Source organism: Polyangiaceae bacterium, assembly GCA_020633235.1.
GTDB lineage: Bacteria > Myxococcota_A > Polyangia > Polyangiales > Polyangiaceae > JACKEA01.
Window position 1 is genome coordinate 36,678 of record JACKEA010000006.1, and the last position, 18,262, is coordinate 54,939.

At 67.2% G+C, this 18,262-nt stretch carries 14 protein-coding genes; 8 read left to right on the forward strand and 6 right to left on the reverse strand.

The genetic code is table 11. The features are described 5' to 3' along the window. Nucleotides 1-199 precede the first annotated feature (199 nt). From H6717_29945 to H6717_29955, 3 genes are all read right to left on the reverse strand, one after another. Nucleotides 200-1,366, reverse strand: a complete 1,167-nt coding sequence (locus H6717_29945) for a hypothetical protein (protein MCB9581290.1) — start codon at nucleotides 1,364-1,366, stop codon at nucleotides 200-202. Between the two features lie 472 nt (nucleotides 1,367-1,838). Further along, on the reverse strand, nucleotides 1,839-2,801 hold the full coding sequence (locus tag H6717_29950; protein ID MCB9581291.1) for a hypothetical protein: 963 nt from the start codon (nucleotides 2,799-2,801) through the stop codon (nucleotides 1,839-1,841). A gap of 881 nt (nucleotides 2,802-3,682) precedes the next feature. Next, nucleotides 3,683-5,080, reverse strand: a complete 1,398-nt coding sequence (locus H6717_29955; protein MCB9581292.1) for an acyl-CoA thioesterase/BAAT N-terminal domain-containing protein — start codon at nucleotides 5,078-5,080, stop codon at nucleotides 3,683-3,685. 250 nt (nucleotides 5,081-5,330) lie between these two features. Here H6717_29955 and H6717_29960 point away from each other — a divergent pair, with 250 nt between their 5' ends. From H6717_29960 to H6717_29985, 6 genes are all read left to right on the forward strand, one after another. Next, a complete protein-coding gene (locus H6717_29960; GenBank protein ID MCB9581293.1) occupies nucleotides 5,331-6,137 on the forward strand; it encodes a hypothetical protein in 807 nt (268 codons plus the stop codon). A 32-nt stretch (nucleotides 6,138-6,169) separates the two neighbouring features. Continuing rightward, nucleotides 6,170-6,982 (forward strand): enoyl-CoA hydratase/isomerase family protein, encoded by an 813-nt coding sequence (locus tag H6717_29965; GenBank protein ID MCB9581294.1) that lies wholly within the window; start codon nucleotides 6,170-6,172, stop codon nucleotides 6,980-6,982. Nucleotides 6,983-7,237: 255 nt separating this feature from the next. Next, on the forward strand, nucleotides 7,238-7,840 hold the full coding sequence (locus H6717_29970; protein MCB9581295.1) for a hypothetical protein: 603 nt from the start codon (nucleotides 7,238-7,240) through the stop codon (nucleotides 7,838-7,840). A gap of 445 nt (nucleotides 7,841-8,285) precedes the next feature. Beyond that, nucleotides 8,286-8,831 (forward strand): hypothetical protein, encoded by a 546-nt coding sequence (locus H6717_29975; protein ID MCB9581296.1) that lies wholly within the window; start codon nucleotides 8,286-8,288, stop codon nucleotides 8,829-8,831. Between the two features lie 15 nt (nucleotides 8,832-8,846). Beyond that, nucleotides 8,847-10,199, forward strand: coding sequence for a hypothetical protein (locus H6717_29980; protein ID MCB9581297.1), 1,353 nt, complete (start codon nucleotides 8,847-8,849; stop codon nucleotides 10,197-10,199). After that, on the forward strand, nucleotides 10,199-11,416 hold the full coding sequence (locus H6717_29985; protein MCB9581298.1) for a hypothetical protein: 1,218 nt from the start codon (nucleotides 10,199-10,201) through the stop codon (nucleotides 11,414-11,416). Before H6717_29980 ends, H6717_29985 begins: the two co-directional genes overlap by 1 nt. Before the next feature lie 55 nt (nucleotides 11,417-11,471). On the opposite strand, the gene H6717_29990 is transcribed toward H6717_29985, so the two are convergent. Next, nucleotides 11,472-12,056 (reverse strand): hypothetical protein, encoded by a 585-nt coding sequence (locus tag H6717_29990; GenBank protein ID MCB9581299.1) that lies wholly within the window; start codon nucleotides 12,054-12,056, stop codon nucleotides 11,472-11,474. Between the two features lie 79 nt (nucleotides 12,057-12,135). Between H6717_29990 and H6717_29995 the strand changes: the two genes are divergently transcribed. Then, on the forward strand, nucleotides 12,136-13,200 hold the full coding sequence (locus H6717_29995) for a hypothetical protein (protein ID MCB9581300.1): 1,065 nt from the start codon (nucleotides 12,136-12,138) through the stop codon (nucleotides 13,198-13,200). 128 nt (nucleotides 13,201-13,328) lie between these two features. Here the strand turns inward: H6717_29995 and H6717_30000 are convergent, their stop codons facing one another. Further along, nucleotides 13,329-13,565: a transposase gene (locus tag H6717_30000; GenBank protein MCB9581301.1), complete on the reverse strand. Its 237-nt coding sequence runs from the start codon at nucleotides 13,563-13,565 to the stop codon at nucleotides 13,329-13,331. A 258-nt stretch (nucleotides 13,566-13,823) separates the two neighbouring features. Between H6717_30000 and H6717_30005 the strand changes: the two genes are divergently transcribed. Continuing rightward, nucleotides 13,824-14,651: a M15 family metallopeptidase gene (locus tag H6717_30005; protein MCB9581302.1), complete on the forward strand. Its 828-nt coding sequence runs from the start codon at nucleotides 13,824-13,826 to the stop codon at nucleotides 14,649-14,651. Nucleotides 14,652-16,626: 1,975 nt separating this feature from the next. Here the strand turns inward: H6717_30005 and H6717_30010 are convergent. Beyond that, a complete protein-coding gene (locus H6717_30010; protein MCB9581303.1) occupies nucleotides 16,627-18,207 on the reverse strand; it encodes a serine/threonine protein kinase in 1,581 nt (526 codons plus the stop codon). Nucleotides 18,208-18,262 lie beyond the last annotated feature (55 nt).

Genomic DNA, 18,262 nt, shown 5'->3' on the forward strand with positions numbered 1-18,262 from the left:
AATGTCCGCGGGTGAGAAACACGGTGAAGCAACCCGCGCCAGCGCCAGCGCGGCCAAATGTCCGCGGGTGAGAAACACGGTGAAGCAACCCGCGCCAGCGCGGATCGTGTCTAACCCCAGTGCTCACCTGAGTCGGTCCTCTCTCACAAGCTGCGGCCCAGCGTCCGTTCGGCGCGGAATCAGCCCGCGCGCATCGCGCTTACCGCGGAACGAGCAATGCCAGTGCACGACGGAGCAGCTCTTCCAGCGAGAGGCTGCGGGCTTCGGCAGCGAGCTTCTCCGTCGCCTTCTTGGCTTCGGCCTTCTTGAAGCCTTGGCTCGTGAGCGCCAGGAGGAGCTTGTCTTGCTTCTCCCGCGCCTCCGCATCCGCAGCGTCCTCGGTGTCTGAACGCCTTCGCTGACGAAGGCGAATCTTCTCTTCGACGTACTCGCGACCGAAGGTCTTCTTGGCCGCATTCAAATTGTGGCTCCTGCAGTACACCCGACCATTGGAGGCGCCATCGCCACCACCGATGCCGGTGGCTTCGATGTGGTCGTACTGGAGAAACGCCGTCGCCGTGCAGCGCACACCGGACTCCGACACGAAGCAGCACTGGGCACCGTCGCGCTCGTACACCTCGCGCCGGGCTGCACGGCCGGGCTCGCCCGGCTTCGTTCCGCGGGAGCGGCGCGGCTTGTCCGTCTTGCCCCAGCGCTTCTTCTCCAGCTCGCGGATCAGCGCGTCGAGCGCCCGCTCGACCACGACCTCCAGCTCCCGGCTCACGTGGCTCATCAGGTTCTGGGCGTGCTCGAGCTTCGCTTTCAGGCTCTCGCTGGCGCTGAAATGTACCTCGAAGCGCCCTTCCGAGAGCGGCTCGACGCCGGCCCGCGACCCTTTCCCGGCACTGGGTTTGACCCGATCCGGGACGTCGGGCTTCGGGAACCAGCGCGCGAGCACCACGCGAATCCCCGCGCTCGTCTTGCCGGCGGCTTCTTCCAGGAGCGCACTGTGATTTTCCTGCGTGAGCCGCGGAGCCAAGAGCGAAAGCCCGGAGAGGTGCAGATCTCCGCTCGCGAGCAGCGTGAGCACGACCGGAAACGAGCGCGCTGCCCGCGCCCCGGCGATGCTCCGATACGCCGTGCCCTCGCTCATCCCGAGGCCACGCACGCAGAAGTCGTACATGGACGAGTATCCCTCGTCGTACACGAGCTCGCGCCGGTCGATTTCAGCGAGATGCGCGACCAAGTGCGCGATCGCCTTGCGCCGCCCGGCGTTGGCCACGACCGCGCTGGACCAGAGGTCGCGATTGGAGAGGTCTTGAAGTGCGGAGAGCGCAGTGCGCTCGGTGGCAGACGGTTCTACGGAAATGGCTTTGGACGATGACATGACAAACCCCCGTGGTTTCCCCGGGCATACCATGGGAAATTTCGCCTTCTTCAGCGCCCTCTCGAGACGCTTTCGCAGACGCGGACAGCTCGAAGAGCGATTTGCTTTCGAACGCGCGCCCAGTGGGCGCACGCGTGCTGCGCAGGCACTGTGCGAACGAGAGCGACGAAATGAGAGCGCAGAGCGTCCGAAATCTCGTCAACTGAAATCGTCTTCGCGGTGTCGAATTCTGTCGTCCGCTTCGCACTCGTCTCGGATCGCCATCGTTGCAGACATTCCGGCCGCTTGGTCCGCCATCGAGCGACGCGCGGCAGCGGCGGCACCTGTCCGTCGCTCTCGCCGGAGTGGCACCGATGGTGGTCAACCCAGGTGAACAGTGGGTCTAAGCCCAGTGCTCACCTGAGTCGGTCTCTCTCACAAGCTGCGGCCCAGCGTCCGTTCGGCGCGGAATCAGCCCGCGCGCGTATCCCGCTTATCGCGGAACGAGCAATGCCAGTGCACGACGGAGCAGCTCTTCCAGCGAGAGGCTGCGGGCTTCGGCAGCGAGCTTCTCCGTCGCCTTCTTGGCTTCGGCCTTCTTGAAGCCTTGGCTCGTCAGCGCCAGGAGGAGCTTGTCTTGCTTCTCCCGCGACTCCGCATCCGCAGCGTCCTCGGTGTCTGAACGCCTTCGCTGACGAAGGCGAATCTTCTCTTCGACGTACTCGCGGCCGAAGGTCTTCTTGGCCGCATTCAAATTGTGGCTCCTGCAGTACACCCGACCATTGGAGGCGCCATCGCTACCACCGATGCCGGTGGCTTCGATGTGGTCGTACTGGAGATACGCCTTCGCCGTGCAACGCACGCCAGACTCCGATACGAAGCAGCACTGGGCCCCGTCGCGCTCGTACACCTCGCGCCGGGCTGCACGGCCGGGCTCGCCCGGCTTCGTTCCGCGGGAGCGGCGCGGCTTGTCCGTAACGCCCCAGCGCTTGTTCGAAAGCTCGCGAATCAGCGCGTCGAGCGCCCGCTCGACCACGACCTCCAGCTCCCGGCTCACGTGGCTCATCAGATTCTGGGCGTGCTCGAGCTTCGCTTTCAGGCTCTCGCTGGCGCTGAAATGCACCTCGAAGCGCCCTTCCGAGAGCGGCTCGACGCCGGCCCGCGACCCTTTCCCGGCACTGGGTTTGACCCGATCCGGGACGTCGGGCTTCGGGAACCAGCGCGCGAGCACGACGCGAATCCCCGCGCTCGTCTTGCCGGCGGCTTCTTCCAGGAGCGCAGCGTGATTCTCCCGAGTGAGCCGCGGAGCCAAGAGCGAAAGCCCGGAGAGGTGCAGATCTCCGCTGGCGATCAGCGAGAGCACCACCGGAAACGAGAGCGCTGCCCGCGCCCCGGCGATGCTCCGATACGCCGTGCCCTCACTCATCCCGAGGCCGCGCACGCAGAAGTCGTACATGGAGGAGTAGGGTTGAATTACGTGTCCAGACCGACAGCGCCCCGCGCCTGTGCTCATTCGATGCCAGTCGGCGCCGGCCCCGCCGGCATTCTCGGTGGGGCTGCGCCCCACACCCCGCACGGGGGCCCAACCCCGTGCCGCGACCATTCCAGCCGGCTGCCTGATCCAACACCGCGCCGGTCGATTTCGGCGAGGTGGGCGACCAAGTGCGCGGTGGCTTTGCGCCGACCGGCGTTGGCCACGACCGCGCTGGACCAGAGATCGCGATTGGAGAGGTCTTGAAGTGCGGAGAGCGCAGTGCGCTCGGTGGCAGACGGTTCTACGGAAATGGCTTTGGACGATGACGACACAAACCCCCGTGGTTTCCCCGGGCATACCATGGGAAATTCGCCTTCTTCAGCGCCCTCTCGAGACGCTTTCGCAGACGGGGACAGCTCGAAGAGCGATTTGCTTTCGAACCGCGCCCAGTGGGCGCATGCGTGCACTGCGCAGGCACTGTGCGAACGAGAGCGACGAAATGAGAGCGCGGAGCGTCCGAAATCTCGTCAACTGAAATCGTCTTCGCGGCGTCGAATTCTGTCGTCCGCTTCGCACTCGTCTCGGATCGCCATCGTTGCAGACATTCCGGCCGCTTGGTCCGCCCTCGAACGACGCGCGGCAGCGGCGGCACCTGTCCGTCGCTCTCGTCGGAGTGGCACCGATGGTGGTCAACCCAGGTGAACAGTGGGTCTAAGACAGCGCGGCCAGTGTCCGCGGGTGTGGCGCCGCCCGCGTTTCGTGACGCGAGGTTCCGCGACGGCCTTCGTGTTCGTGACGCGAGGTTCCGCGACGGACCAACAAACCCATTACATGAAGGTGGAGGGCGACCGCGCTTGGCGCGGCTACGGGCTGGCCAGGGCCTTCTGCAGCAGGGCGCGGATCTTGGTGTCGGCGTTGCGCTTGGCGTGGGCGGTGCCGGCGGGGGTGCCACCGAGCGCGAGCCACTGCTTCGTGATGGGATGGTAGGCGCGATGCAGGCCGACCGTGGGGGAGCCGACGACGGGGGAGAAGTGCCCGGCGTCGGGCGCGCACACCAGCTCGTCACCGTACTTGTCGACGTGGCCGCTCTTCTCGAGGCGGTCCCACGCGATCTGCGCCAGCTGGCAGCTGGGCCACAGTTGGTCGTCCGCGCCCGCGATCATGAGGATGGGGCCTTGGGTTTGTTCGACGCGGAAGCTCGCGAGATCGAGCTCCGTGGGCGTTGCTTTGGCGATGGAGGACTCGAACAACGCGCGGTCGTGCTCGAGCTCCACGCCGTCGGCGTCTTGTGTGAACGTGGGTTGCGCCGTCCAGTCGAAGGGGACGAAGGCGAGGCCTTGGCTTTGGTAGGTCCAGGAGCTGACCTCGGTGTTGCCCAACTGCGGCGCGCCCCAAGAGACGCCGCTGGGTACCGACGCAATTACGGCCTTCACCCAGGGGAAGGTGGCGCCGAGGGCGAGGGCGAGCTCTCCGCCGCGGGAGCCTCCCATCACGGCGATGCGAGTCGTATCGGCTTCGGGGCGCGTTTCGAGCCACTGGCGCGCGGTGTCGAAGTACTCGAGGGGTACCTGGGTCAGGTACTGCGGTAGGCCCGGGACGTTGAAGTACGCGAGGGCGAGCACGCTGTAGCCGAGGGAGGCGTAGTACCACGCCAGGGTTTGACCGCCGGTGAGGCCGCCTTCGGAGCCGCCGAAGGTGATGAGCGTGGGATGGGCGCCACCCGGGGGCGCGTAGAAGGCGCCGACGAGGCCGCTTTCGACGACGTCCATCTGCGTGACGTCGTCCGCGAGGTAGTAGCGACCGAGCGTGCCTTCGGCCACCGTGGCACCCTCGCTCTCGACGCGGACGCGAAAGTCGTCGAAGGCGAGCTCGTCCGCGGTGTCCGTCGCTGGAGTCATCGACCACACGAGCCCTTCGGGCTCCACGCCGGTGTAGCTGCCGTCGACGGCGGACGTGGTGTCGACGTTCACGGTGCCGCTCGCGTCCGCGGTGTACGTCGCCCACGACTCTGCCTCTTGATTGACGATGTCCGCGCGGGCGCGCAGCGTGACGCTGCTGCCGGGCGGCATGCCGGTCACCTCGATCGTGACGGGGTCGCCCCAGAACGCGCGCACGGCTTCCTTGCCGTCCATCAAGAAGCGCACCGCGGGCTCCGGCGCCGCGGCGTCCGCGCCCCCGTCGACCTTGGGCGTTGCGGGGTCGTCGTTCGAAGAGCTGCAGGCGAGGGCGAACACGCCTGCGACCAGTGCCAAGCGACGCATGCCGCGCCCCAAAGCAACGCGCGTGCCCGCGGAAACGCTGGAAAATCGCGGGCGCCGTCGACCGCCCGTGCGCGGCGGTCGTTTGCGGGTGTGCGTTCCTTGACGGCTCAAAGGGGGGCGAGCGCGCCGCGAACAGTTTACATGTCAACCGATTTCGCGCCGCGAACCCCCCTTGAAATGCCGCCGGACCCGTGGATTCGAGCCGGTAGCGCTTCCGTTCATGCTCGCCGCCGCGTAACCATTCCCCCTCGTGGAACCCCCTCACGAGAGCTTTGGCCGGGTATTGTTGGAGCGCCGCGGAAACGAGGGCCGCGTCACCGTGCGCGGCTGGCCGCCCGCGAGCGTGCTCGCAACGCCGCTGTTGGCCGTCGCGGTCGCCACCAATGTGGTGCTCGCCGCGGTAGTGGTCTACGCGCCCGCGCAGCGCACCCTGCACTGGGTCCTGTCGTTCGTGGGCGCCGCGCTGGCCGTCGCTGCCACCGTGTTCGCCAGCTTGGAGCCGTGGGTCCAAGAGGTCCGCGAGCTCGAAGTCTACGAAGTGCCCGGCGAGAGCTCGGACGACTATCGCACGGCATCCACCCGCAGCACCCTGCGCCTCCGCGCCCCCGGCGTGGACGTGCCCGTGAGCGACGTGCGCAACGTTACCCGTACCACGTGGCGCGTGAAGCGAGACTACGGACCGGACGAAGATCGCACCGCGGTGTTCGTCGTGCTGCCCCGCAAGGTGCTGCGCGTCGTCGAGCTCCGCAAGACCACCGACGGCGTCGCCTTTGCCAGGGCCATCGCCTCTTTGCTGCAAGACGCACCCCTCCGCACGCCGAACGCCGAGCAGGCCCCCACCAGCTACGGGTCCCTCGCCGCGGGCCCCTTCGGCGTCGTGTGCATGCTCCTGGCGCTCACTCCCATGGTCATGGATGACGCGAGTCTCGTCGTCCGCGTGGGCAGTCTGCTCAGTGGCGCCGGACTGCTGCTCCTGGCCTGTCTCGCGGTGCTCCCCTTGGTCGCCCGCCGCGTGGATCGCAAAACCGCCGTGAAGTACTTCGACATGACCTCCTAGCGCCCCGCGCGCCGCTCGGGCATCGTTCCGTCATGGAAGCCGGGACCGTCCGCCTCGAGCGCAAAGACAACACCGCCATCATCACGTTGGATCACCCAGAGCGTCGCAACGCCATGGGCGAAGCGATGTGGGTCGCCCTCGACGAACGCATCGCCGAGGTGGAGACGGACCTGCCCCGCGCCGTCGTGCTCACCGGCGCCGGGGACAAGGCATTCTGCGCCGGACAAGATCTGTCCCCCGACAATCCCCAGGTGCAAGGCTTGGTCGAGGCCATCCAGAGCCACGACCAAGGCCCCGTGCGCACGTTCCTGGAGCGCGAGCGCCGCGTCATCGATCGCCTGTGCGCGCTGCCCGTCCCGCTGATCGCCGCCGTGAACGGCCTCGCCTATGGCGGCGGCGCCGAGATGGCCACCCGCTGCGATCTGCGCGTGGTCGATCCCGGCGCGGTGTTCTGCTTCTCCGAGGTGCGCCTCGGGCTGATGCCGGACTGGGGCGGCGGCGTCGCCCTCACGCGCCTCATCGGTCCCGGCCGCGCGGCGGATCTCATCCTCACGGCGCGCAAGGTCTCCGCGGAAGAGGCGCTGTCCCTCGGTCTCGCCAATCGCGTCAGCGAGAGCGACGGCGCCCTCGCCGCGGCCCTCGAGCTCGCCGGCGCCATCGCCAAGAACGGCCCCCGCGCCGTGCGCCGCGCCCTCGAGGTGCTGCGCCGCACGCCGGGCCTGTCACAGTCCGACGCCCTCACGCTGGAAATGGATCGCGCCGTCGCCCTGATCGCCTCCGGCGAGTGCGCCCACGGCATCACCGCCTTCATGTCGCGCAAGCAGCCCGAGTTCCCCGACCTCTGAGCGCTCCAACAAACCTGGACCAGGCTGAAAGATGCATTTCGAGTGATCGAACGGCACCGTGCCGGCCATCTCGATGACGTGAACCGGGCCATTTCGTTTCTTCAGCATCAGGATGTTGGTCCGGCGCGATCCCCGTCGCGCCCCGGACGTCGCGACCCATCGCGGTGCCCCTGGCGTCGCGCCGGCAATCGGGTCAGAGTCGGGTGCATGCGGGGCGGAGGCGGCGCGGGCCGAGCGGTAACGGCACTGGCACTCGTGCTCGCCGGGTGCGGCGGCAAGAGCACGCTCGACACGGACGGCGCGCCGCACATGAATCCACAGCCGGAGGTGCCCGGCGGTGTGTACACCCTGGACTTCACGGGCACCGTGGGCGGCGGTTTCGAGGTGAGCGCGTGGCAGCACGTGGCGTTCTCCGTCGACCTGGCGCATCACTTGCGGAGCTACGCGCTTCCGAACACGGGGTACGAAGCCACGGCGCCCGGTGTGTACGCTGCCCCCTTCACGTACGCGGATTGCAACGCACAACACACGCAGATGCTCGACCACGTCGAGTACCCGGACTCCGACCTTCCCGCCACGGATTCAGCCCACGTCGCCACCCTGAGCGTCGAGATGCTGCCGTCGCAGTACGAGTCCAACTTGGGCCAAGGTGAGGTGTGCTTCGGCTACCGCGACGTCGGCGGCACTTGGCACTGGAAGTTCGAGCCAACGGACGTCACCTGGGACGCCGCCGCTGAGCGTTTTCGCGCGGAGTTTTCCACGAACGTCGACTCCACCACCGGCCTCGCGCTGTTTTACGACGCGTACGACAGCCAAGGCCGGAAGATCACGAAGATCCAGTACACCGCACAGCAGTGACGGAAGCAGCGCCGCCGGCTATCTTCGTGCCATGGCGGCATCGGCGGGGAAGCAGGCGAAACGCTCCAAAAAGAAAACAGCTGCGGTCGGAGCGTTGATGCACGGCACGGCGGCCTACGGCGCGCGCTACTTGAAGAAGGGATTCGGCTTCACTGCCGAGGACGACCTGGCTTGGGCGCTCGGCTATCCGCATCTCCGAATGCTGACCGACGAGCCCGACGAGTACTTCGCGCGCTGGAAGCTCGGCTACCCGCTGTCCGAGGAGTACGCCGCGCGGATCAGAACAAGAACGAACGCGTGCTGTTTGCTTTCGACACGGACATCCACGCCAAGATGTCCTGGGGTGACGAGCAGAGCGTGTTTCTGTTCGTGGCGGAGCGGGCGCTCATGAACGGCAAGCTCGAGCGCGTACGCGTGGGCTGGTGAGGTTCCGCGGCGGACCGACATGAATACGAAGAAGGCCCTGGCCAGTGTCCTGATCACGACGGCGTGCTCCACCGGCACGGCCGGGCCCGCCATGCCGAAGCCCCGCGTGGCGACGGGCGAGGTCGGTGCGCCGCCGGCCATCGCGTGCTCGCCGAGCGCGCACTACGAGGCGGAGCGCGGCTGCACGGAGGACTTGTACGGCGTGCCGCTGCGCGTGACGCATCAGAACGCCATGACGAGCAGCTTCCGGCTGGTGGGCGTGGCCCTGGCGCTGGACGGCGATCTGGTGTTCGACAGCAACGATCCGGCGCTGCTCGAGCGCAAGGCGTTTCCGGTGCTCACTACTAGCGTGCGCTCCGGGCATCACGATCTGGGCGTGCTGCTCGTGTACCGAGGGCACGGGTACGGCGTGTTCGCCTATCTGAAGGGCTACAAGTTCGAAGCGCGGGCGAACCACGCCTTCGAAGCACACGGCGACCGGGGTGTGAACGTCCGCGTGGTGGGGTACGAGAAGGGCTCGCCGACGACGCCGGTGGAAGAGCGTCCCGCCGTTCGCTTCGAATAGTGCGATACTCGGTGCATGAACCGAGGGCTTTGGGTGCTTGCGGCGATGGGGATGCTCGGCTGCGGGAGCGACGACGGCGCGGCCCCGAGCGGCAGCGGCGGCTCCGCGGGGACGAGCGGAAGCGGTGGAGTGAGCGGAAGCGGTGGAGTGAGCGGCAACGGTGGAGTGAGCGGCAACGGTGGGGCGAGCGGCAGCGGTGGTGTCAGTGGCAGCGGTGGTGTCAGTGGCTCGGGCGGCAGCGGTGGCTCGGGCAACGTGGTGACGGCCGCGTCGTGCGCGCAGGCGGACGTGGAGAGCGCGATCGCCGGTGCAGGCGTGGGGGACGAAGTGGCCGTACCCGCGGGCGACTGCACCTGGTCCGGACTCACGCTCGACAAGGCGGTGCACCTGCGGGGCGCCGGAAAGGGTCAGACGAACATCACCCTGGGCGGCAACAACACCCTCACCAAGCAAGCGGCGGGTGTGGTGCGCGTGTCGGACTTCAGCTTCGAGAAGAGCGGCGGCGGTAACGAAAGCAAGGGCTGGACCGTCGGCGGATCCTGGAAGAACGCCGAGCCCGTCGTGATCGAGAAGAACGAGTTCACGATCTCCGGATCGGGACTGTTCCTGATCGACGTCGTGGGCGGCGTGGTCATCGCAGCCAACGATTTCACCGGGGAGTGGGACGACTCCTTCTTGCAGCTCAAGGACACCCAAGACGCGGAAGGCTCTTGGTCCAGCGCGGACAGCCTGGGAGACAAGGACACATCCGGAAAGCTGAACGTGTACGTGGAAGGCAACACCTTCTACGGTGGCACCAATCAGGGCATCGACGCGGACGATGCGTCGCGTGTCGTCTACCGCCACAACGTGCTCACCTATTCGTCCTTCAACACACACGGCTGGGCGTCGTCCCCCGCGGGGGTGCGCCACTTCGAGGTGTACGACAACCAGTTCAAGCACCTCGGCGGCTCGGAGCCCATCGCCAACCAGAACTGGGCCATCTGGATCCGCGGCGGCTCCGGCGTGATCTTCGAGAACCAGATCGACGACCTGGCCGGCTCCTACTGGGGACAGAAAGAAGAGATCCGCTTCACCATTCGCGGCGCCGAGGATGATCGCCCTCAGGGTTCCTGTGCGAACACGAGCTACCCGGTGCCGCACCAGATCGGTCAGGGCCACGACGGTGCAAAGACCATCACCGACCCGCTCTACCTGTGGGGCAACACCGGCGCACAGGAGATTTCCGCTGGTTGGAACTGGGGCAACCCCTGCGGCTTCAGCTTCGACGACTTCTTCCAGTGGGGCCGGGACGCCGTGAAGGACGGCACGCCCAAGCCCGGCTACACGCCGTACACCTACCCGCATCCGCTGGTATCATCGAAGTAGTGTCCGAGCGGCAGATCGAGATGACCTGGCGCTGCACGATGTGCGGCTACCAGAATTTGGGGCGGCACACCGTCTGTCAGAGCTGCGGCGACGCGAAAGACGCCAGCGAGAAGTACGAGATGCCGGCGGACACCCGCAAGGCGCGTACCGTCACCCAGCCGTCGCTGCTCGCCATCGCCCGCGGTGGCGCCAACTGGCGCTGTCCATATTGTCGCAGTGATCAGCGCCGGGCGGATGGAACCTGTCGCCAATGCGGCGCGCCCTCCGGAGATGCGAAGCCGAGCCCCCTGCGCGCCGTCGCCGCCAAGGTGGCCATCGGCATGCGCTGGGCTCGCATGGCGTTCTACGTCGCGCTCGTGGGCTTTGTCTTCTTCGTGCTGATTACCTGCGGCATCTGGCGCTACCAAGCCAAGACTCAGGTCATCTACAAGATGGCGAAGGTGAGCGCCGAGCGCTTGCGCCTGCCCTTCGAGGACGTGCACGGCACCGTGCAGCAAGTGAAGTGGCAGCATCGCATCGAGGTGCAGCGCTACAAGAAGGTCGCCAAAGAGGGCTTTGCCGAGAGCCGCCCGCCAGATGCTCTCGAGGTCAAGGCGGCGGGACAGCGCTTCCACCACAACGAGACGGTGCAAGTGGGCTCCCACACCGAGCACTACACCGTGACCGAGTCGGACGGCTTCGACACCGAGAGCTACACGGAGCAAGAGGCGTGCGGGCAAGACTGCACCAGCACGCCTCAAAGCTGCCGCGAGGTGTGCACTCCCAACGGCAACGGCTTTGCTACTTGCCGCACGTCGTGCAGCGGTGGTGGGCAGAGCTGCACCACGCGCTACTGCTCCGTCACCAAGTATCGTCAGGTGCCGCGCACCAAGCAGGTGCAAAAGAGCCGCGAGGTGCCCGAGTACGGCCAGCGCGCCGTGAACCAGGCTTGGTTCACCTGGACGGTGTGGGAGTGGGCACCCCAGCGCACCTTGGAGAAGCACGGCACCGGAACGCAGACGGAGTGGCCTACGGACAAGGAGGTCGCTCTCGGCAAGAAGCTCGGCAAGGGCGAGCAGGAACGCGCCCAGCGCGTCGAGGTGTACACGGTCGTCGTGCGCACGCCCGCGGGACTACGCGAAGCGCCGCTCCCGAACGAGGCGGCCCTCGCCACGCACTCCGCGGGTGAAAAGCTCACGCTCCGCACCTGGCCCAGCGGCCTCGTCCAACTCCTGTGAATGCCTCTGGGCATTTGGATGTTGGTCCGGCGCGATCCCCGTCGCGAGCCGCGTCTCAGAAACTCCCGTTCAGCCCCAACACGGCTCCCCCCGGCCGCACCCTGAATCCGAGCTGCGGCGCGGCCGCACGTGACGTCGCTGCCGAGCGCTGCGGCGTGGCCGCGCGTGACGTCGCTGCCGAGCGCTGCGGCGTGGCAAAAGCCAACGCGATCATCAGCCCACCGAGGATCTGAGGCACGCCTGCGACGTTGCCGTAGAAACTTCCGCAGTAGTCCGCATGATCCGGCGCGCCTTCCACCGCGTGCGACGAGAAACGCTCATCGCCGTCATTGCACCGACTGCTGTCGTACATGAACGGGCCCGCAAACGGGATGTACAGCAACTTCTCGTTGCCGAGGGTCCACTTGCCGTCGGGACCAATATCGTCGCCGCCGGATAGCGCCGTGCCCAACGCGAGCCCATAGCCCAGGGCGAAGAACGCTCCACCCGCCACCCAGAGCCAGGTTCGGGGATGCGTCTTCGTCTGGGTCGTTGGCGGGTTGGTGGGCGTCGGCTGGGCGTGGACCGGAACCACCATGGTGAGCAGTGCTACGGTGAGCGTGATCACGCGAACGCAGCGCACCGAAAGACCCCGACCCATGCTCCAATCGTAGCACAGACGCGCGACGAGTCCTGACGCCGTTGGTCGAAGCCGCGTCGAGTGATACCCTGCTCGCATCGTGAAGTCGTATCTGAACGCGGGAAGTGCGCTGCTCGCTGCCCTGGTGTTGCTCGCTTGTGGCGGCGCGGAAGACGCCGCGTCCAACGAGGGACCGCCCCAGAGCACGCCGGACGACGGCGGCATCGGGCTCGCGGATGCGGAGCCGGGCACCTTCGAGGCGGGCGCGCTGGACGCCCAGCCACAAGAAGACTCCGGTGCCGAGCCTGTGGACGCTGCGGCGGGTACGGATTCAGGTACGGGTCCGGGCCCGGGTCCCGATCCCGGACCGCCGGCTCAGTACCAGGTCGAGATGGTGTACACGACCGCGAACATTGGGCGGAGCTACAACACCAAGGCCGACGTGCAAAAGGTCTTCGACAAGGTCGGAGACGTCATCGGGGGCAAGAGCGGTCCCAAGTTCATCGGTTGGCAAGAGATCGGTGAAGGAGACCCGTGCGGAGCCAGCTGCGAGATCAACGCCCTCTTGGCGCGCTTCACCACTGCCGGCGGTTGGAAGACGGTACATCCCAACGGCAAGAAGCCGGGCGGCGGCAGCGAGCTCGTGAAGGTGCCCATCACGTCCAAGGGCGCCAACGACACCATCAGCACGCGCGCCACATTTGCCTCGCCGGGGTGGGCCGGCGTGAGCCCGACGCGCTTCGTCGTCGTTTCGTTCCACAAGAACCGGAACCTCTCCACCATCAACACGCATTTCATCGCCGGTGCTTGGTCCTGCAAATCGAACGTGGCTCAGCGCAAGGACTACTGGAAGCAGGCGTGGAAGGTGCTGAAGTCGGAAGTCGCCACCGAGATCGGCAAGGGCCGCAACGTCGTGGTCACGGGAGATCTCAACCGCCCGCGCGCTCAGGACAGCTGTAACCCCGCATGGGATCCGAGCTCCCTGAACGCGCGCGCTTCCGTGGTGGGCGGCGCGGGCATCGACTACGTGTTCGCGGTTCCCGCCGTGGGCTACAAGTTCGTTGTCTCCAAGAAAGCCGACGGCACCAAGAAGCAGGGTGTCATCGATCTCGGCATCGACGGCCACAACGCCCACTGGGTCATCGGCAAGTTCGTGGCGAACTGAGCGCCAAATCCGTCATCGGCGGTGCGTGGCGCCGGCAAGCTCGCGGCGAACGGAGCGCCAAAAGCGTCATCGGCGGTGCGTGGCGCTTGGACGTCGGCAAGTTCGCGGCGAACGGAGCGCCAAAAGCGTCATCGGCGGTGCGTGGCGCTTGGACGTCGGCAAGTTCGCGGCGAACGGAGCGCCAGCAGGTGTACGTGGTCTGGCCGGACATGTCCCTTCACGATGACGATGTCATGTGTCCGACATATCTCGCGAATCAGCTCACGCGCCGACCCACCTCCCCCTTGAGCGCCGGCTTGCGGTACTTCGTGGAGAACACGAAGTGGTAGCGCAACCGGTAGACGGTATGAGCGGCCCGGCGGCATTCACTCATCCGGTAGAATGTACCGCAAGCCTCCTAAAGGCGTCGTCTGAAGGCGAGGGGTTCCACCCTCCCAGAGTCAGGCACCTGAGCGCCAAAAGCGTCATCGGGGCGGTTATCGTTGGTGGCGGTGCGTGGCGCTTGGACGTCGGCAAGTTCGCGGCGAACGGGCGTCATCGGCGGTGCGTGGCGCTTGGACGTCGGCAAGTTCGCGGCGAACGGAGCGCCAAAAGCGTCATCGGGGCGGTTATCATCGGCGGCGGTGCGTGGCTCTTGGACATACGCGGCGATAGCGCTCTTGGCCCTCGGTTGTGCCAGTGAGCCCAAGGCGGATGAGAGCGCGCCCACGCCGAAGGCGGATGAGAGCGCGCCCACGCCGAAGGCGCCCACTCCGCCTGTAGCCTCGCCGCCATCGGCCTCGGCTCCCGCAGCAAAGGCCGAGATCCACGCGTCCGTCGCGCCGATTCAAGCGAGCGGGCGCACCTGTCGCGAGCAGCCCGCGCAGGACTTCCTGCTGCGCAAGGATCAGATCGCGAAGATTGGCGCGTCCAAGGAGGAGCGCGCCAGCATCTTCGCGGCGCGCAAGCGCTCGGTCGACTATCGCACGCAGCAGTACGGTCACGTGTCCGGCTTCGGCAGTCGGCGGGACAACAAGTTCCCGCCCTACCACTACGCCAAGCGCACCAAGTTCATGGGTGTGCCGGTGGTGGTGCACGAGAAGATCATCCCGGCCCTCGAGTGCGTGGAGGCCGCCCTCCGGCGCGACTGCACGGAACACCCCTACCAGCCGAAGTCCGTGGGCGGCATTCGCGTGGACAACACCTTCAAGGACTACGAAGTCTCGAATCACCTGTACGGTATCGCGGTGGACATCGATTCCCATCTGAATCCGTGCTGCCACTGCGTCGGACATTGGCCGGACGCGGACGCCTGCAAGAGAAAGGTGAGCTCGGTCTACGAGCGTATGAAGATGCCGCGCTGCTGGGTGGAGGTGTTCGAGCGCTACGGTTTCCACTGGCTCGGTCACGACGAGCTGGAGGACACGATGCACTTCGAGTTCCTGGGCGATCCGGACAAGATCGTCGAGTAACTCCGCAATCGCCCCTCGCGAACGCACGTATCAACGGAGCGTGCCGCAAGTCGTCCTGGGCATGGGCAGGTGGCGCCAGGGAGCGCACGTCCGTGCGCGGAGATCGCCTGCAACCCGGCGGGCTTGAGGGGTAAGGAGCCCGAAAATTAGTACGCATATCAACCGATTTCGGCGCGCCAAGGCCCCCGAAACCCGGAGTAGAAGGCCGTTGCAGCTGACAACGGGTGAGCCAGCGGCACCTCCGCCGTGCGCGGAGATCGCCTGCAACATGGCAGGGTTGAGGGCTAAGGAGCCCGAAATTAGTACGCATATCAACCGATTTCGGCGCGCCGAGGCCCCCGAAACCCGGAGTAGAAGGCCGTTGCAGCTGACAACGGGTGAGCCAGCGGCACCTCCGCGCGGGCGCGGACGAGGGCTGACGCGGGCGGAAGGGTAGACGAAGGGCAACGCAGGTCGCGGAGGCGGGCAGCGACGAGGACTGACGCAGCGTGATGCGCCAGCGCGGTAGCGACGAGGGCTGACGCAGGTTGTCCAGGACATGATCCGCGCCAGCGCGGGTGGCGACGAGGGCTGACGCAGGTTGTCCAGGACATGATCCGCGCCAGCGCGGGTAGCGACAGGAGCAACGCAGGTTGCGCAGCCGGGTAGCGACGAGGGCTGACGCAGGTTGTCCAGGACATGATCCGCGCCAGCGCGGGTGGCGACAAGAGCAACGCAGGTTGCGTAGCCGGGTAGCGACGAGGGCTGACGCAGCGTGATGCGCCAGCGCGGAGCGCCGAGGGCTGACGCACCGTGATGCGCCAGCGCGGAGCGCCGAGGGCTGACGCAACTTGTCCAGGACGCGATCCGCGCCGCCGCGGGTAGCGACGAGGGCAGACGCACGGGAAGGGTAGCGACGAGGGCGCTGACACACGGGAAGAGCCAGGGGTTGGGGCGCGCGAAAATTAGTACGCATATCAACCGATTTCGGCGCGCCCGCCCCCTGAGATCCGAAGCAGAAGGCCGGTGCGGCTAGGCAGCGGGTGAGCCAGCGCACTTCCACGCCAGCGCGGGTACCGACGAGGGCTGACGCGCGGGAAGGGTAGCGACGAGGGCTGACGCAGGATGTCCAAGACATGATCCGCGCCAGCGCGAGTGGCGACGAGGGCTGACGCGCGGGAAGGGTAGCGACGAGGGCTGACGCACGATGTCCAAGACATGATCCGCGCCAGCGCGGGTGGCGACGAGGGCTGACGCAGGTTGTCCAGGACATGATCCGCGCCAGCGCGGGTAGCGACGAGGGCTGACACACGGGAAGAGCCAGGGGTTGGGGCGCGCGAAAATTAGTACGCATATCAACCGATTTCGGCGCGCCCGCCCCCCCCCGAAATCCAAGGCAGAAGGTCGTTGCAGTTAGGCAGCGGGTGAGCCAGCGCACCTCCGCCCCAGCGCGGGTAGCGACGAGGGCTGACGCAGGGGGAAGGGTAGCGGGACGAGGGCTAACGCAGGGGGAAGGGTAGCGACGAGGGCTGACGCAGGGGGAAGGGTAGCGACGAGGGCTGACGCAGGTTGTCCAGGACATGATCCGCGCCAGCGCGGGTGGCGACGAGGGCTGACGCAGCTTGCCCAGGATATGATCCGCGCCAGCGCGGGTAGCGACGAGGCGTGACGCAGGTTGTCCAGGACATGATCCGCGCCAGCGCGGGTACCAACGAGGGCTGACACACGGGAAGAGCCAGGGGTTGGGGCGCGCGAAGATTAGTATGCATATCAACCGATTGCGGCGCGCCCGCCCCCCTGAGATCCGAAGCAGAAGGCCGTTGCGGGTAGGAACGGGTGAGCCAGCGCACCTCCACGCCAGCGCGGGTAGCGACGAGGGCTGACGCAGGGTTGGAACCAGGGGTTGGGGCGCGCGAAAATTAGTACGCATATCAACCGATTGCGGCGCGCCAGCCCCCCCGAAAATCTTGGGGGCGGGCGACGAGCGACGTAGCCCTCAGCGCGGGCTCGCATCCCATGGATCGGCGAAGAGCAGGTGCAGGGCGTCGCGCCGGAGGTCGTCGTCCAGGCGCTGGTGCCGCGCTGCGCGCCACGCTTCGGCGAGCTGCTCCGCGGACGCGATCCTGCGCTCCGGATCCTTGGCCAGTGCCAGGGCGAGCACGGCGTCCACGTCGGAGGGGACGTCTGCGAGGTCGCTCGGGCGGATGGGTTGCGCGTGGACGGCGGCGTACATGGTCGCCGCCCCCGTGGTGCCGGTGAACGCCGGCCGCCCGGTGACCACGCGGTACATCACCGCGCCCAGGGAGAACACGTCCGCGCGGCGGTCCACGTTCTTGCCCAGGGCCTGCTCCGGCGCCATGTACGACGGCGTGCCCACGGCGCCCCCTTGCGTGAGCGTGCCCGCGCTCGTCAGCATGGTGGACACTCCGAAGTCGAGCACCTTCCACACGCCGTCTGCAGTGAGGAACAAGTTCGGTGGCTTGATGTCGCGATGCACCACGCCGGCTTCGTGCGCCGCGTGCAGCGCCAGGCACACGTGCTGCACCAGCGTGTCGACCTCGTCGAGGGTCAGGGACTTGCGCTGGCGGAGGTCGGCCCCCAGGTCCGCGCCGTGCAGCAGCTCCAGCGCCAGGTACGGCGCGCCGTCGTCGTCCACGCCGGAGGCGAACAACCGCGGAATGTGGGGTGACGAGAGCGCGGCGATGATCTGCGCCTCGCGAAAGAAGCGCGCCACCTGGTCGTCGGACTCCGTCATGTGCGGCAGCAGCACCTTGAACGCGACCTCGGCGCCGTCCTTGGTGGCGCGATACACCTCGCCCACGGCGCCGCGGCCGATCACGCTGTCGAGCACGTAGCCATCGACGCTACGCCCCGTCAGTCGCCCCATGCGGGCGCCAGCCACGGCGCGATCCAGGTCGTCCCGCGCTTCGTGCAGCAGCGCGTCGCGCTGGCGGATCCCGCGGCGCGCTCGCTCGAGCTCCGCCATCGCGAGCAGCGTGTTGCGCCGCCCGCGGGACGAGAGCCAGTAGGTGACCACGAGCAGCGTCGCCACGCTGAGCGCGGTGAAGATCACGTGGCGACCGCCCAGGAACACTTCCGAAGGGATCATGCCGGTGGGCGGCACCACGTGGAGCACGACCAGCGCGGAGAGCGCCAGGTAACCAAGGATGGCCACCGCGGCTACCACGCGCCGCCGCGTCTTCGAATCCCCGAGGCCGTAGTAGTACACGATGGCCGGCAAGATCACCGTGGGCCCACCTACGAGACCAAAGTACACGCACGACCCGAGCACCAACACCACCACCACGAGGCCAATCACGGTGGACGTGCCATCGCCATAGGCGCGATGCCGCGTCGCCACGATCAGGATCAGGAGCGCCACCGCCGCCGCGGTGTAGATGCCGAGCAGCGTCCAGGTGAGGCCGGTCTTGTTCGGCATCAATGCCACGATGGCGATGAACACGACCAGCGCGAAGAACACCGCGCGCAGCGCTCCACGCCGAGTGCGCGTCTCTTCGCTTGCCAGCACACTGCCGTCCACCACGGGGGACGTGTCTTCCGGCTCGCTGACGGTCACCCGCTGACAGTGCCGCGACCCCCGAGAGCAAACAAGGGGTCCAGATCATGCTGGT

Bases quoted from the DNA above. Each gene is read 5' to 3' on its own strand.
- H6717_29945 (MCB9581290.1), bottom strand. From the start codon at position 1,366: ATGTCATCGTCCAAAGCCATTTCCGTAGAACCGTCTGCCACCGAGCGC.
- H6717_29950 (MCB9581291.1), bottom strand. From the start codon at position 2,801: ATGTACGACTTCTGCGTGCGCGGCCTCGGGATGAGTGAGGGCACGGCG.
- H6717_29955 (MCB9581292.1), bottom strand. From the start codon at position 5,080: ATGCGTCGCTTGGCACTGGTCGCAGGCGTGTTCGCCCTCGCCTGCAGC.
- H6717_29965 (MCB9581294.1), top strand. From the start codon at position 6,170: ATGGAAGCCGGGACCGTCCGCCTCGAGCGCAAAGACAACACCGCCATC.
- H6717_29975 (MCB9581296.1), top strand. From the start codon at position 8,286: ATGAATACGAAGAAGGCCCTGGCCAGTGTCCTGATCACGACGGCGTGC.
- H6717_29980 (MCB9581297.1), top strand. From the start codon at position 8,847: ATGAACCGAGGGCTTTGGGTGCTTGCGGCGATGGGGATGCTCGGCTGC.
- H6717_29990 (MCB9581299.1), bottom strand. From the start codon at position 12,056: ATGGGTCGGGGTCTTTCGGTGCGCTGCGTTCGCGTGATCACGCTCACC.
- H6717_30000 (MCB9581301.1), bottom strand. From the start codon at position 13,565: ATGCCGCCGGGCCGCTCATACCGTCTACCGGTTGCGCTACCACTTCGT.